The 16,278-nt window shown below is 35.1% G+C and carries 14 protein-coding genes; 11 read left to right on the top strand and 3 right to left on the bottom strand.

The genetic code is table 11. The features are described 5' to 3' along the window. Positions 1-69 precede the first annotated feature (69 nt). Entirely contained in the window at positions 70-1,272 is a 1,203-nt protein-coding gene (gene cls, locus NYE52_RS20770) for a cardiolipin synthase (protein ID WP_341194815.1), read from the bottom strand. Between the two features lie 602 nt (positions 1,273-1,874). Between cls and rpoE the strand changes: the two genes are divergently transcribed. After that, positions 1,875-2,450, top strand: coding sequence for a DNA-directed RNA polymerase subunit delta (rpoE, locus tag NYE52_RS20765; RefSeq protein WP_341194814.1), 576 nt, complete (start codon positions 1,875-1,877; stop codon positions 2,448-2,450). A gap of 427 nt (positions 2,451-2,877) precedes the next feature. Next, complete coding sequence (locus NYE52_RS20760; protein ID WP_341194813.1) at positions 2,878-4,482, top strand: CTP synthase; 1,605 nt, start codon at positions 2,878-2,880, stop codon at positions 4,480-4,482. Positions 4,483-4,575: 93 nt separating this feature from the next. On the opposite strand, the gene NYE52_RS20755 is transcribed toward NYE52_RS20760, so the two are convergent. Beyond that, entirely contained in the window at positions 4,576-5,106 is a 531-nt protein-coding gene (locus NYE52_RS20755; protein WP_341194812.1) for a DUF2529 domain-containing protein, read from the bottom strand. A gap of 188 nt (positions 5,107-5,294) precedes the next feature. Here NYE52_RS20755 and NYE52_RS20750 point away from each other — a divergent pair, with 188 nt between their 5' ends. From NYE52_RS20750 to NYE52_RS20710, 9 genes are all read left to right on the top strand, one after another. After that, positions 5,295-5,660: a response regulator gene (locus NYE52_RS20750; protein WP_341194811.1), complete on the top strand. Its 366-nt coding sequence runs from the start codon at positions 5,295-5,297 to the stop codon at positions 5,658-5,660. A gap of 416 nt (positions 5,661-6,076) precedes the next feature. Next, positions 6,077-6,934, top strand: coding sequence for a class II fructose-bisphosphate aldolase (locus NYE52_RS20745; RefSeq protein ID WP_341194810.1), 858 nt, complete (start codon positions 6,077-6,079; stop codon positions 6,932-6,934). A gap of 394 nt (positions 6,935-7,328) precedes the next feature. Then, entirely contained in the window at positions 7,329-8,615 is a 1,287-nt protein-coding gene (locus NYE52_RS20740; RefSeq protein WP_341194809.1) for a UDP-N-acetylglucosamine 1-carboxyvinyltransferase, read from the top strand. Positions 8,616-9,494: 879 nt separating this feature from the next. Then, positions 9,495-10,769, top strand: coding sequence for a transcription termination factor Rho (rho, locus tag NYE52_RS20735; RefSeq protein WP_031538949.1), 1,275 nt, complete (start codon positions 9,495-9,497; stop codon positions 10,767-10,769). Positions 10,770-10,955: 186 nt separating this feature from the next. Continuing rightward, entirely contained in the window at positions 10,956-11,156 is a 201-nt protein-coding gene (gene rpmE, locus NYE52_RS20730; RefSeq protein ID WP_341194808.1) for a 50S ribosomal protein L31, read from the top strand. Positions 11,157-11,485: 329 nt separating this feature from the next. Beyond that, positions 11,486-12,103, top strand: coding sequence for a thymidine kinase (locus tag NYE52_RS20725; protein ID WP_341194807.1), 618 nt, complete (start codon positions 11,486-11,488; stop codon positions 12,101-12,103). A 237-nt stretch (positions 12,104-12,340) separates the two neighbouring features. Then, positions 12,341-12,727, top strand: a complete 387-nt coding sequence (locus tag NYE52_RS20720; RefSeq protein WP_341194806.1) for a MerR family transcriptional regulator — start codon at positions 12,341-12,343, stop codon at positions 12,725-12,727. A gap of 38 nt (positions 12,728-12,765) precedes the next feature. Further along, positions 12,766-14,076 (top strand): hemolysin family protein, encoded by a 1,311-nt coding sequence (locus tag NYE52_RS20715; RefSeq protein WP_341194805.1) that lies wholly within the window; start codon positions 12,766-12,768, stop codon positions 14,074-14,076. Between the two features lie 66 nt (positions 14,077-14,142). After that, the gene (locus tag NYE52_RS20710; RefSeq protein ID WP_341194804.1) at positions 14,143-15,198 is read left to right on the top strand and encodes a hemolysin family protein; all 1,056 of its coding nucleotides are present in this window, start codon (positions 14,143-14,145) and stop codon (positions 15,196-15,198) included. 170 nt (positions 15,199-15,368) lie between these two features. On the opposite strand, the gene NYE52_RS20705 is transcribed toward NYE52_RS20710, so the two are convergent. Beyond that, positions 15,369-16,244, bottom strand: coding sequence for an STAS domain-containing protein (locus NYE52_RS20705; protein WP_341194803.1), 876 nt, complete (start codon positions 16,242-16,244; stop codon positions 15,369-15,371). Positions 16,245-16,278: the final 34 nt, after the last annotated feature.

Genomic DNA, 16,278 nt, shown 5'->3' with positions numbered 1-16,278 from the left:
CCCTGTCTGTCAAGGTACGAATCGTTTAACTTAACTAATCAGTGGGAGACCTCTCCCACTGATTAAAGCTTATAAAAATGGAGCAAAAAGACGGGAAAGCCATTCTTTTAATGTACGCCATGCAGTTAATTTTTTAAAATCCAAAAGAGATAACTTCTTAGCTTGCTGTAAATCTATCGTTGTTATTTTATTCATTCTTTCAATAAACACAGGGTCATAAATACAGCAGTTTAGCTCGTGGTTCAAAAAGATACTGCGTCTATCAAAATTGGACGAACCAATAATAATAATTTCATCATCGACATTTATTAACTTTCCATGGAAGAACCCATTCGTATATTGAAAAACGCTTGCCTCGTTCTTTAATAGTTTACGTAAATAGGGAAAAGCTGCTTCTTTAACAAGCATGTGATCAGCTTTGTTTGGGATAAGAATGGTAAGCCTAACGTTTCTATGTAATGCCCTTAATAATTCCACTGTTATTCGCTGGCTAGGAATGAAGTAAGGGGTAGCAATGAAAAGACTCTTTTTGCTGTTTTTAATCAGATTACATATTATTTCTTCTAAATAAACTCCTTGAGTAGGTATTATTTGATGTCTAGTTTCTCCGTGTTTCTGTTTTGGAAAATATACTCGGTTTTGCAGTAAATTAATTTTAGAGGATTTTAACCAATCAATTAAAAATTCTCGCTGTAAATCATCGACCCCTTCTCCAATCAATTGAAGATGATAGTCACGCCAAGGGCTTAATTTGAAGTTGGCATGAATATAATCTTTTCCGATGTTAAACCCACCCATAAAACCAACTTTGCCATCAATGATAGCGATTTTTCGGTGGTTTCTTACTTGTAAAGAATAAAAGAGATAAGGGAATGTTGGAAGTTGGCAAAAAGCAAATTGAACACCAGCTTGCTTTAGATTTTCTCTGATTTTTTTTCTGATTTTTATACTACCTAACCAATCTAAAATTAGGCGTACTTCCACTCCTTCATGTGCTTTTGCTTTTAAAAGATCTAGAAACTCATTGGAAATGCTATCTGTTTTAATGGTGTAGAAAAGGATATGGATATGATTGTTCGCCTCTTTAATTGCTTGGAACAGGGCTGGGAAAAGTTCTGTTCCATCTGCATAGATGTGAAAGTCTGTATATCTAAAGGGATGATTTTTCCGTTCTATTTGTTTTTGCTGGGCTCTCTTTCCTAATTGAAAATCAATATAGAGAAGGAAAATAAGTATTGCAATACTGCTTATGATAATCAAGAATGTCTTCATTTATAATTCCCTCCTTAAAAGGATAGTATTGCCGATATCCTATTCCTTTCATACCTTTCCTCTTCCATGTCGATTTTTAAGGGGAATCATTCATATTTTGGAAAATAGCAAATAAATAAAAAAGAAACTTGCGTGTCGCTTCATACAGTCGTTATTCTAAAAGGAGAATAATCTATTATTTTTAGTAAGGGTGGATTAACAGTGCGGAAAATATTGATTTTAATTGGAATACTCCTATATTTAGTTTTGTTTTATATCTTATATAAGCATCAATTAGGTTCTATCGGCTTTTTTCTTTTATCCCTTCTTTTTTTAAAACTTGCTAAAAATAAGCAAGCCAAGCAAAAAAATAAACATAAAAGAGCAGGAAAACTTCTATTTCAAAGAAAAGTTAAATAAACCTTAACTAGAACTAGCATATTCACCTAAAATTTGTTTATAATGGAGAATATGTATTTTTACTATATTAGTTAAGATTGGTCTCAAAAGATCAACGAGATGTATAAAAATAATAAACTCCCGAAACGTGAAACTTCCACCTGAATTTTGGTCCAAGCTTTCAGGACGGGGATAAGAGTAGATATGAAAGGAAGTGCGAAAGAATGAGTGTTGACAAATACACAAAAGAAGAACTAAAAGAAATGGCGCTAATTGATGTAGCATATGAAATTATGAATGGTGGCAAAACACCTTATGCGTTTAATGAACTAATGAATGAAGTAGCAAAATTAGTAGAGTTAACGGAAGAAGAAGTCAATGAAAAAATTGCACAATTTTATACAGATGTTAATATCGATGGTCGCTTTTTATCATTAGGAGACAATCGTTGGGGACTTCGTTTATGGTACCCTGTAGATAAATCAGAAGAAGATGTTGTAACAGTAACAAAACCGAAGAAGAAAAAAGCGAAAAAAGCTGCGGATGATGACTTCGACGATTTTGATAGCATAGATGAAGACGAAGATGATTTTGATGACTTCGATGCAGATCTGGATGATGAAGAGCTTCTAGATGAAGATGACGATTTAGATGAAGACGAAGACGATGATTTATTAGATGATGACTTATCGGAAAGTGAAGATTTTGATGAAGAAATCGAAGAAGATTATGATGAATTAGATGAAGAAGAAGATGAAGAAGACGAAGAATTTGATGAAGACGAGGATGAGGATAAATAATTCCCCCTAGTCTTGACATTTACAGTCGTTGCTAGTAAAATCTTTTTTGGGCTCCTTAAAAGAGGAACGAACTTAAATTCGCTAAATACAGCGCTCCCTTACTTGTAGAAAGTAAGTGGAGCGCTTTTTATTTTTTAGTAATGCTGTTTTCTAAAAGATTGTTGTTTTTTCAATAGGAAAAATAAATAATTTAGAAATATTAAAGCAGCTTAGATATACGTAAACGCCATGAGATAGCAGGCAAAAGTATAAGTTTGCTAAGAAAAGCGTAGCGTATTCGGGCTGCGAGTAATTGCGACAAACTTTACGGAAAACAACCTTTAGTAAAGAAGCAAACAGCAATCGTTTCATACCCCTCAAAAAAATTAGTTAATTCGTCTTAAATAAAGAGGAATTGGAGCAAACTTAAATCAAGGGGGATCATATAATGACAAAATATATTTTTGTAACAGGTGGAGTAGTTTCTTCACTAGGAAAAGGGATTACAGCAGCTTCTCTTGGTCGCTTGCTGAAAAACCGTGGAGTAAGTGTTACCATTCAAAAGTTTGACCCGTATATCAACGTGGACCCAGGAACAATGAGTCCTTATCAGCATGGAGAAGTATTTGTAACAGATGATGGCGCGGAAACGGATTTAGACTTAGGTCACTATGAGCGTTTTATTGATATCAATTTAACAAAATATAACAATGTTACAACAGGGAAAATCTATTCTACTGTATTAAGAAAAGAGCGTAGAGGAGATTATCTTGGCGGAACTGTTCAAGTAATTCCACATATCACAAATGAAATTAAAGAGCGTGTATATAGAGCTGGTCGTGAAACGAATGCAGATGTTGTTATTACAGAAATTGGTGGAACAGTTGGAGATATCGAATCATTACCGTTCTTAGAAGCGATTCGCCAAATTAAAAGTGATATCGGTCGCGATAATGTTATGTATATTCACTGTACATTGGTGCCATACATCAAAGCAGCAGGAGAAATGAAAACAAAACCAACACAACACAGCGTTAAAGAACTGCGTAGTTTGGGGATTCAACCGAATGTTATTGTAGTAAGAACAGAAAAACCTATTTCAGAAGATATGAAAGACAAAATTGCTTTATTCTGTGATATAGACAATAAATCAGTTATTGAGTGCCGTGATGCGGATACACTTTATACGATTCCTTTGGCATTACAAGAGCAAAACCTAGATCAAATTGTATGTGAGCATTTAAAACTTAAATGCCAAGAAGCAGATATGACAGAATGGATCGAATTAGTTGATCGCGTGCGTAATCTTTCTAAAACAACAAAGATTGCCCTTGTTGGTAAATATGTAGAGCTGCAAGATGCTTATATTTCTGTAGTAGAAGCATTAAAGCATGCAGGTTATGCATTCGATGCGGATATCGATATCGATTGGATCAATGCTGAGCAAGTAACAAAAGAAAATGTTCAAGAATTGCTACAGGACGCAGATGGAATTCTTGTACCTGGTGGATTCGGAGATCGAGGGATTGAAGGGAAGATTTTAGCAACACAATATGCACGTGAACAAAAAGTTCCTTTCTTTGGAATTTGTTTAGGAATGCAGGTTGCGTCTATTGAATTTGCTCGTAATGTTTTAGGTTGGGATGATGCACACTCTTCTGAAATTAACGAAAAGACTACACATCCAGTTATCGACCTTTTACCTGAACAGAAGGATGTAGAGGATTTAGGTGGAACACTTCGCTTAGGATTATATCCATGTAAGCTAAAAGAAGAAACAAGAGCATATGAAGCATATCAAGACGAAGTAATTTACGAGAGACATCGTCATCGTTATGAATTTAATAATCAATATCGTCAAGAGATGGAAAATGCAGGATTTATTTTCTCAGGAACTAGCCCTGATGGCCGTTTAGTAGAAATTGTAGAACTAAAGGATCATCCTTGGTTTGTTGCTTCTCAATTCCATCCAGAATTTATTTCTAGACCAACTCGCCCACAACCACTTTTCCGAGAGTTCGTTGGTGCGTCTATTCGCTTAGCGGAAAAATAATAAATAAAATGAATGAAAAAGAGGTTATTCTAGTAAGTGAATAACCTCTTTTTTGTGAGTTTTTGTAACATATAATGTTATTTTTCTTCCTATTTATATGTCGTATTCCTTTAAAATTTCATCAGTTGTAAATTTAATGCCGTGATAAATAAAAAGGGCAGCAATCAAGGAAGGATAGCCGTATCGATTTCCTACATCATCAGGCAATAAGCCTTTAGAAAGTTTTAAATCAATCGGGACATCTGCAAAGTCCACTAATGATTCAATTTCCGTATTTGTAATGGAACAAACAGAAATAAAAGAAACTTGAGCATCGTATAAGCTCTTAGCAAAAGTATTTATCTCTTCCTCCTCATTTGTACGGGAGAAAAGAATGAAACGGTCGTTAGAAGTTATCTTTTCAAGGGAAGCGTTTGTCCATTCCTCTGCATTTGGCATTGGCTCCATTCCTTTAGTAGCTTCTGCTATTACGCCAGCCATTTCCTTTGTTGCATAGAAATAAACTTTCCCGTCACTTACGATAGCTTGTGCTAATAATCTTGAACTGTCTTCGATTGCTTCTTCTTCTTTTTCATGCAATCTTTTAAATAGTCCACTTAATTGAGTGGAAAACATTTTAAGCACGTGGAAAAACCTCCATTGTTATAAAAATTAACAGTAAATCACATTATATAGTAGTTAATTATAATTAAATATATGAAAAAGGTAAAATTTAAGGGAATTAGCAGGAAAAGTTGACCAAATAGTAGAAAGATAACTATGATAAAAACGTGAGCATACATAAAATAACTAGACTTAGAAGGGAAGGTTTAATGATGAAAGGAAAAATACTAATTGTTGATGATCAATTCGGCATAAGAATCCTTTTGAATGAAGTTTTTCAAAAGGAAGGATATAAGACATTTCAGGCTGCTAATGGAAATCAAGCGTTAGAAATAGTAACAAGTGAATTTCCAGACTTAGTGTTGTTAGATATGAAAATTCCTGGGATGGATGGAATTGAAATATTAAAACGCATGAAGAAGCTTAACCAGGATATTCGTGTTATCATCATGACAGCTTATGGTGAACTAGATATGATTCAGGAAGCAAAAGATCTTGGAGCACTTACTCATTTTGCAAAACCTTTTGATATTGACGATCTCAGAGATGCTGTTAAAAAATATATTAATGTGTAATCTTTCAAAAAATACATATATAATTAAGCGTTTGTTACATATCCCCAAAAAAGAAATGCCAGTAGGAATATAATGATTTTTTGAAAAGTAATCTGTGATATTTTATACAAAGAAAGAAAACCACCAATCGGAAGTTGGGATTAGTGGTTTTTCTATTGATTACTTTAAATGGAAAAGATTCCTTTAGTTTAATGCATGTGTTTGTCAAAAGATAAAATGAAATTGTGACAAAATAGAAAAAAAAGCTCGAACGATAGCATTTCTTGTTTTATTTTGGTATGATTACAATTGAGTTTAAAAGGAATGATTCGTTTTCGTTTACATGAGGTATTATATACATATTCAACTTTCCTTTGGGAAATTTAATAAAGATTCTCTTGTAACAAAGAACGATCATTAAATAAGGAGGAAGAAATATGCCTTTAGTTTCAATGAAAGACATGTTAAACAAAGCAAAAGCAGAAGGCTATGCTGTTGGACAATTTAACTTAAATAATCTTGAGTTTACTCAAGCAATTCTTCAAGCTGCAGAAGAAGAGAAATCTCCAGTAATTCTTGGGGTTTCTGAAGGTGCAGCACGCTATATGGCTGGTTTCAAAACAGTTGTGAAAATGGTTGAAGGTTTAATCGAAGACTATAATATCACTGTTCCTGTTGCTATTCATTTAGATCACGGTTCAAGCTTCGAAAAATGTAAAGAAGCAATTGATGCTGGTTTTACATCTGTAATGATCGATGCTTCTCACCATTCATTTGATGAGAACGTGGAAATCACTTCTAAAGTAGTAGAATATGCACATGCTAAAGGTGTTTCTGTTGAAGCAGAACTTGGTACTGTTGGTGGACAAGAAGATGACGTTGTAGCTGAAGGCGTAATTTATGCTGATGCTAACGAATGTGTGGAACTTGTTAAACGTACTGGTATCGACACTCTAGCTCCTGCTTTAGGATCTGTTCACGGTCCTTACAAAGGTGAGCCAAACTTAGGTTTCAAAGAAATGGAAGAAATCGGTAACTTAACTGGTTTGCCATTAGTATTACACGGTGGTACTGGTATCCCAACAAAAGATATCACAAAAGCAATTTCTTTAGGAACTGCTAAAATCAACGTTAATACTGAAAACCAAATTGCTTCTGCAAAAGCAGTTCGCGAAACGCTTGCTGCTAAACCAGAAGAGTACGATCCACGTAAATATTTAGGACCAGCTCGCGATGCGATTAAAGCAACAGTAATCGGCAAAATCAAAGAATTCGGTTCTTCAAATAGAGCTTAATTTTAAAAAAATGAAAGAGGATATCTTTTTAAGAGATATCCTCTTTTTCTATGCCTTATTTTTTCAGGGACAGTATGAAACCCGCTGAATAAGTAGATTATCTAATATTATTTGTATTTGTTTGGAAAGGGAAATGCAAATCTGTCATTTTTTAAAACTTCTTTTCAAACAGTTTCTTCCTGATTGAAGTCTTAGTTTATAGGTAATACTAAAAATGTTTGTACTTAATCATTGAATAAGAACAAAAAGTTCATACATATATACTTTTCCATTAAGTCTTAATATTTGGTATAATAAGTAACAGTAATTCAAACAAGATTCTACATCCAAGCCTCATCTTGATTAACTTATAGCAGAACTTGTACTTTTGCATTGGCTTAGAAGGGAGCTAGAAATGGAAAAACTTATGATTGCAGGTGGATCTCCATTAAAAGGAACAGTTAGGGTTAGTGGTGCAAAAAATAGTGCCGTTGCACTCATTCCAGCAACCATATTAGCTGAATCTCCAGTAACAATTGAGGGATTGCCTGACATTTCAGATGTTCAAATATTGAAAGAAATTATGGAAGAGCTAGGTGGAACGGTATCTATATCAGATTCTGATATAACAATAGATCCCTCTTCTATGATTTCTATGCCTATGCCGAATGGGAAGGTAAAAAAATTGCGTGCTTCTTATTATTTAATGGGAGCAATGTTAGGGCGATTTAAAAAGGCAGTTATTGGATTACCTGGAGGATGTCATCTTGGACCAAGACCAATAGACCAGCATATTAAAGGGTTTGAAGCACTTGGTGCACAGATTACAAATGAACAGGGAGCCATTTATCTTCGGGCAGATGAGTTAAGAGGAGCAAGAATTTATTTAGATGTAGTAAGTGTCGGTGCAACAATCAATATTATGCTTGCGGCTGTACGAGCCAAAGGGAAAACCATCATTGAAAATGCAGCAAAAGAACCGGAAATCATTGATGTAGCAACGCTCTTAACCAATATGGGTGCTAAAATAAAAGGTGCAGGTACGGATGTCATTCGTATAGAAGGGGTAGATCATTTACATGGCTGTCGCCACACGATTATTCCTGACCGCATTGAAGCAGGCACGTATATTATTATTGGAGCTGCAGTTGGAGATGGAGTCCTTGTCGATAACGTAATTCCACAACATTTAGAGTCTCTGATTGCGAAATTGAGAGAGATGGGAGTTTCAATCGAATCAAGTGATGAACAAGTGTTTGTGAGCTCGAACAATTCGCTGAAACCAGTCGACATTAAAACACTTGTATACCCAGGTTTTCCAACAGATTTACAACAGCCATTTACGTCTTTATTAACAAAGACAAAAGGTACAAGTATGGTTACAGACACAATCTATGGCGCTAGATTTAAACATATAGATGAACTACGTCGTATGAATGCCGCGATAAAAGTGGAGGGGCGTTCTGCGATTATAAATGGACCTGTTCACTTGCAAGGTGCAAAAGTAAAAGCAAGTGATTTACGTGCCGGAGCGTCCTTGGTTATAGCAGGGCTTATGGCTGATGGAGTAACGGAAATAACAGGACTAGAGCATATAGATAGAGGATATAGTCATATAGTAGAAAAGCTTACTGGTTTAGGAGCAACAATCTGGCGTGAAAAAATGACAGAAGAAGAATATGAACAAATAAATAATGGATAATGCATGTCTGATTTAGATTGCGTTATTGATCTAAAAAGTTTTTTTCATCTTGAGTGAAAAAGAAGAGCGGGGGATAATGCTCCCCCTATCATTAAGTAGGAATTAATCTCAAGAAAGCCATTTTTAAGCAAAAAGATAGACTGGGAAGGTAACAGAGAGTCCATCTCAGAGCCCGATTGTATCAAAAAGAAGCTAAAATGGTGGCAGAGAAGCAGACTCAAAACCTTTTCTCTAAAAAGATAATGTTTACCAGTAGAGAATTCTAATTAAAATAGGTATAATAAATCAATACATTCCGATACTTATTAAAAATAGATATTTTCACATTAAAGGATGTCAAGAGCACCCTTTTCATTTACGTTGATGAAAGAATCAATGCCCTCCAAAACGGGAATATTTATAAGCTTCCTCACGTACCTTCCTTTTCGAATCAATCTAAAAAAGAAGGATCATAAAGAGACTTCATTCCTATTGCGCTTCCATATAATAGGCTTTACAAGGAGACAGTAAAAAAATTCTTGTTGCACATTTTTCGTAGATGGAGGTAAAATAAAGAGTGCTTTTGATAGATTTCTCGAAAGAGCCAATTAGAAACATGAAGGATAAAATAAAAACTCCTCTTAAGATAAATTTCTATTCGTACAATGGCTTATTCTTATATTAGCCTTTCTCATAAAGTGAGCCTTAAAAAACGAAAAGAGTAAGATTTATCGATAGTTGGAGAAGAAGTAGGAATCTTCTTTTCCATCCTTCACTTAATTATTTCTCGCATCAAAATTTCTCTTCAAAAAAAGTGTTCGCCTCAAACAGAAGATTGACCTTCCTACATTTCTAAATAAATGGTAGGGATAACTGAAAATATAAAAGAGTGGTGTAAAAATGGGATTAAATATATCTAGTTTAGAAAATATGAAATTAAAAGAGTTGTATGAATTAGCTCGTGAGTATAAAGTTGCCTATTATAGCAAGCTTACAAAAAAAGAATTAATTTTTTCCATCTTAAAAGCAAGAGCAGAGCAAGAGGGCTATTTTTTCATGGAAGGTGTTCTTGAAATTATTCAGTCAGAAGGATTTGGCTTCTTAAGACCGATTAATTATTCTCCAAGCTCACAGGATATTTATATCTCTGCATCTCAAATTAGAAGATTTGATTTGAGAAATGGGGATAAGGTTTCGGGGAAAGTTCGTCCTCCAAAAGAAAACGAAAGATATTTTGGTTTACTTCAAGTGGAGGCGGTTAATGGAGATGATCCGGAGACGGCAAAAGAAAGAGTTCATTTTCCTGCTCTAACGCCTCTATATCCAAATCGACAAATACATTTAGAAACAACACAGCGAAATGTCTCTACTAGAATAATGGATGTGCTAGCACCTGTTGGTTTTGGTCAACGTGGTCTTATTGTAGCTCCTCCTAAAGCTGGTAAAACAATGCTGATTAAGGAAATAGCAAATAGTATTACGAATAATCATCCAGAAGCAGAACTTATTGTATTGCTAATTGATGAAAGACCGGAAGAAGTTACCGATATTGAAAGATCTGTAAGTGGAGATGTAGTAAGTTCTACATTTGATGAAGTTCCGGAAAATCATATTAAAGTTGCTGAATTAGTATTAGAGAGAGCGATGCGTCTTGTAGAGCATAAGCGAGATGTTATTATCTTGATGGATAGTATTACAAGATTAGCACGTGCTTATAACCTGGTTATCCCTCCAAGTGGAAGAACATTATCAGGGGGAATCGATCCTGGAGCGTTCCATCGTCCAAAACGATTCTTTGGTGCAGCTCGTAATATTGAGGAAGGTGGCTCCTTAACGATATTGGCTACCGCGTTAGTCGATACGGGTTCCCGCATGGATGATGTTATTTATGAAGAGTTTAAAGGAACTGGTAATATGGAACTTCATTTAGACCGAGCATTAGCAGAAAGAAGAATATTCCCTGCTATTGACATTAGACGTTCCGGAACACGTAAAGAAGAGCTGTTAATTCCGAAAGAACATTTAGACAAGCTATGGGCTATTCGTAAATCAATGTCTGATTCACCAGACTTTGCTGAAAAGTTCTTAAGAAAATTAAGACAAACGAAAAGCAATGAAGACTTCTTTGCAATCTTAGGAGAGCAAATGAAGGCGGGCACTGCTAAACGTTCTTAAGAGATTAGAGGATAGAGACACTTTTAGAGGTTTTCAATATTTGGTAATTAATGCATGGTTAATAGTGTTGCAAAACAAGAATGTCCTTGTTATAATATACTCAATGTGTTTTTGAAATTACAGTGCTTCATGCATTGTTTTATAACTCTGTTTCGAAAGTTGCAGGGCGGAAGGAGATGAAAAGAAATGAAAACAGGAATTCATCCAACTTATAACGAAATTACGGTGAAATGTGCTTGTGGTAACGAGTTCACAACTGGTTCTGTTAAAAAAGAAATCAAAGTTGAAACTTGTTCTGAGTGCCATCCGTTCTATACTGGACGTCAAAAATTTGCTGAAGCTGGCGGACGTGTTGATCGCTTCAACAAAAAATACGGCATTAAGTAATATGAAATATCAAGAACAGGCAAGAAGTTACTTTTCTCCTTGCCTGTTTTTTATTTTGACCTATAGTAGGATATTTAAGAATGGTAAGCTTTTTAGCTTTTATTCTTAAGTATCTTAAGGTATTTTATTATGATTATTTTTCTATTTGAGATGCTGTTAAACATGATATTTGAGTCGAATATATTATTTCAATCAGCCTAAATAGCTGTTAAAGTATGTAAGAGAGAAATTCATTTTATGTATATTCTCATCCCTGACTCTTTGAATAGAAAAAATAGAATAGAGTAAGTAAAGAAAGAAGTTGTTTTATACTAGGAAGGAGCGGTTTCATGTATGTAATGAAACATCATGGATGGGTTGAAGTTATTTGTGGAAGTATGTTTTCGGGAAAATCAGAAGAACTCATCCGTCGTGTAAGAAGGGCGAAGTTTGCTAAGCAGAAGTTTATCGTGTTTAAACCAAGTATTGATAATCGTTATAGTGATGAATCTGTTGTATCACATAATGGAACAGCGACTAATGCGATTCCTATTAGTAAATCAGCCGACATTTTTGAATATGTGACTTCCGATATAGAGATAGTTGCAATAGATGAAGTACAATTTTTTGATGATGAAATTATTGGTGTTATTCAGCATTTGGCAAATAGTGGACATCGCGTCATTTGCGCTGGTTTAGATCAAGATTTTAGAGGCGAACCGTTCGGGAAAATGCCGGAATTAATGGCGATTGCAGAATTAGTAACAAAACTTCAAGCAGTTTGTGCTGTCTGTGGTTCTCCAGCAAGCAGAACACAAAGATTGATTAATGGTTCCCCAGCTTGTTACGAAGATCCAGTTATATTAGTAGGAGCATCTGAATCGTATGAACCAAGATGCCGTCATCATCATGAAGTACCTAGAAATACAGAGAAAGCAAAACAAGATAATACTTCAACGGCTTTATAAGAAAAAGCTCTTGTTAGGAATGATTTTATCCTTCTTAGCAGGAGCTTTTTTTATGTATGCATTTAGTGTTTAGGGGAAGATCAAGGCTGGTTAAAGGGTAACAGAGAGATGCTTAGTGCCCATCAGTATCAAAATCCAACCAATAACTATAACGTAGTACTGTACGGATTTTATTCTCTGTGCTATGATTATGATAACTAATTAGGTAAAGGGGGTTTTTTCATTGGGAAGGCGTTGTTGCGAATTGGCCAAGTGGCGAAATTAAGCGGATTGTCGACAAGAACGATTGATTATTATACAAGTAATGAATTGCTTCCTGTAACGCGATCTGATTCCAATTATCGCCTGTATTCGGAAGATGTTATTCATACATTGGAACGAATCAAACTTTTGAAAAAACAACGGATGTCTATTGAAGAAATTCGTAAAATTATTCAATCAAGAGAAGACCAAGAAATAGAGCCAATTATGAATGAGGTACAGAACGAAATTGCATGTTTGCATAAAAAGCTAACATCATTGGAAGAAAGATTGAAAGATGCGCCGCAGGAAGAGAAAAGGAAAGTGTATAACACACTTGAAACAAAATTATTAGACGTAATGAAATTACTGTCTTTAATGTAAACATTCCTGGAGGTGAATCCCTCAAAAGAGGGAAATAATTGGACATAATAACGATAACAAATTTATTTTTACTAGCACTATTATTAGTGCTGACAGCTTTCTTTGTTGGTTCTGAGTTTGCTGTAGTTAAAATTCGAATGTCGCGAATAGAGCAGCTAATTGCAGAAGGAAACAAAAAGGCAATTGTCGCAAAGAAAGTAGCTGGTAATTTAGACTATTATCTTTCGGCATGTCAACTAGGTATTACTGTGACAGCGCTAGGCCTTGGTGCATTAGGGAAACCAGCAATTGAGAAACTATTATATCCCATATTTAATTTAATGAATGCCTCTCCATCTGTCGCATCTGTTGCGTCGTATGCTATTGCTTTTGCTTTGGTAACTTTTCTGCATGTTGTAGTAGGAGAAATGGCTCCAAAAACACTTGCTATTCAGTTTTCTGAGAAATTAACCTTAATGCTAGCACCGCCATTATATTGGTTTGGAAAAGTGATGAAACCATTTATATGGGCATTAAATGGATCTGCGCAAGTACTGCTTCGTTTAATGGGGATAAAACCAGTTAAGCATGAACAGGCGTATTCGGAAGAAGAATTGAAAATAGTCATGACACAAAGCTATCAAGGTGGAGAAATTGACCAGACTGAGCTTGCTTATATGGAAAATGTCTTCTCCTTTGATGAAAGGGTAGCGAAGGATATCATGGTTCCAAGAACGGAATTTGTTACGCTAAACAAAGATATGTCATATGACGATATCGTAAAAATCTTGGATGAACATAATTATACTCGTTATCCAGTAACAGAAGATGGAGATAAAGACCACATCATAGGTGTCGTAAATGTGAAGAAAATGCTGACACAAATGGCTTGGGGAAGAAATCGCAAATTAGAAGAATTTGTCCGTGATCTCCCTGTCGTTTTGGAAGTAACAAGATTACAGGACGCCCTTTTAAAAATGCAGCAAGAGAGAGTGCATATGTTGTTAGTTATCGATGAGTATGGTGGTACGTCTGGTATTCTGGCGATGGAAGATATATTAGAAGAACTTGTTGGTGAAATCCGTGATGAGTTTGATGCAGATGAAGTAGCGGACATCCGAGAGTCGGGAAACAATAAGTATTTTATTAACGGCCGTGTGTTGCTAGACGAATTAGAAGAGCGTTTTGGGATGCCGTTTGAAGAAAGTGAAGAGCTCGATACAATAGCAGGTTGGATTCAATATCAGCTATTGGATACTGCCAAGATAGGTGACCAAGTCGAGCAGGGAGAACATGTTTGGACGGTAACAGATATGGATAACTATCAAATCAAAGAAGTTAGTCTTGCGCAAAACGTGTTGAAAAACTAGCTAGGATGGAAAAACTGCTTTATCTATAATCATGGAGGTGAATCCCTCAAAACTAGAGGGAATTAATTGGACAGTATAATACTATTAAATTTGTTTTTAGTAGCAGTATTTATTATGTTAACAGCATTTTTTGTTGGTGCTGAATTTGCGATATTAAAAGTAAGAATGTCAAGACTTGATCAACTCATTGCTGAAGGAAATAAAAAGGCGATAAAAGCAAAGAAAGTTGCACATGATTTAGATTATTATTTATCAGCTTGTCAGCTTGGGATAACGATTACTGCCTTGGTTTTAGGGGCTTTAGGAGAACCAACTGTAGAAAAGATGCTTCATCCCTTATTTGAGCGGTTTGAAGTACCAGGCGCTCTGTCAACCGTACTTTCTTATGCAATAGCTTTATCCGTTGTTTCCTTTTTGCATGTTGTAATAGGAGAATTGGCTCCAAAGACATTAGCAATTCAATATGCGGAAAAAATGACTTTAATGCTAGCTCCTGGATTGTATTGGTTTGGAAGAGTTACAAAACCGATTATCCATGCTTTAAATGGCTCATCCCGAGCAATTCTCAGTTGGTTTGGTGTAAAACCAGTTGGGCATGAAACAGCTCACTCGGAAGAGGAATTAAAGCTGATTGTTACACAGAGCTATGAAAGTGGCGAAATCAATCAAACAGAATTAGCGTATTTAAAGAATATTTTTGCTTTTGATAATCGAATTTTAAAAGAAATAATGATTTCAAGGGAGCAAATTGTTAATGTAGAGCTAGAAATGTCCTTTGAAGAGATTTTGACTGTTTTGGATAAACATGAATATACTCGTTACCCTGTCACAAAGAATCAAACAAAGCTGGTAGGGTATGTAAATACAAAAGAGATGCTAACAAATGTAGTAGCTGGAAGAGAAACAAAAATGGAAGAATTTATCCATGAGATGCCGATTTTCCTTCAAACTGCGCCTATTAAAACTGCTCTTCTTAAAATGCAGCAAGAAAGAGTGCATATGGGATTAGTGAAGAATGAAAGAGGCGTCATTGTAGGTCTTGTCACAATGGAGGATATATTAGAAGAAATTGTTGGTGAGATACGTGATGAGTTTGTTGTAGGGGAAAAGTTACTTAATTAATGATTCGCTTTCTCATTTTACTAGTTTGATAGAAAGTTTAAAAAAAGCTCTGATATTTACTTTTCTCTTAGACTCTAAGGATTGATTTAGAGTATGAGAAGTGGAATTTATCAGAGCTTTTTGTAATTTTTATAATTATACACGATTTGGAAACACTTCGTAAGATAGGGCTATGTCAAAGGTTTTTCTTTAAGCAAAGCTTTTTGAACGGGCTCTTTTTGAAGAGATAATGCTTGTTTAAGTGTGATGTAGGTAGGAACATTTCCTAAACTAATTCCTAATGTAGTAATCATTTGAGCGGTATCAGGACTAAGTCCAGAAATAGTTGCATCAATACCGATGAAAGAGAGTATTTTTGTTAATTTCATCAGTTCATGCAAAACCATTGTATCAATAGAAGAAATACCAGATAAATCAATGTATAGATGATTAATCGCCTCTTCTTTACATTTTACAGGCACTGTCTCCAAAATTAATTTTGCTCGTAAACTATCAATATCACCTACTAATGGAAGGACTCCAATAGCTTCTGTAATCGGAATAACAGGGACACTTAATTGCTGGATTAATACTTCTTGGCAATGAAGCTTTTGTTTTGTAAAAGTATGATACATGCTTGTGAATTGATTTGTTAGTAGATCGAAAGTAAAATGGAATTTTGAACTCCATTGTAATATTAATGGTGTTGGAACATTTTTTTGTTCAAGGATAAACTGTTCAATCGAGTCCCAAATTACTTGTCTTGTAATACTTAATGCCTGTAATACTTCATGAACGGGTGTTCCTAACTCGACTCTACTTTTTGCTACCTTATTTGCCCATTTCTCTAGATTTCCAGCAAAAATGCTCTCATCTTCTAGAAAAGCACTAATAACCGTTTGAATTGTATACGTATGCTGTTTTGTTAACAGCTTTTCAACAGATGGGGAGGTATTCTTTGAATAAATAGAACCTAATTCTCCATCTTTAATGGCAAACCAAGTCTTTGTTATGGATGAAGCCTGCTCCATCACATAATGATAAATGGATTGATTGGTCAGGGACATCTTGTCATATCCTCTCTTTCAAGTGTTATATCTA

The sequence above is a fragment of the Niallia sp. FSL W8-0635 genome (genome assembly GCF_038007965.1).
GTDB lineage: Bacteria > Bacillota > Bacilli > Bacillales > Cytobacillaceae > Niallia.
This window is presented reverse-complemented; position numbering and strand designations above follow the sequence as displayed.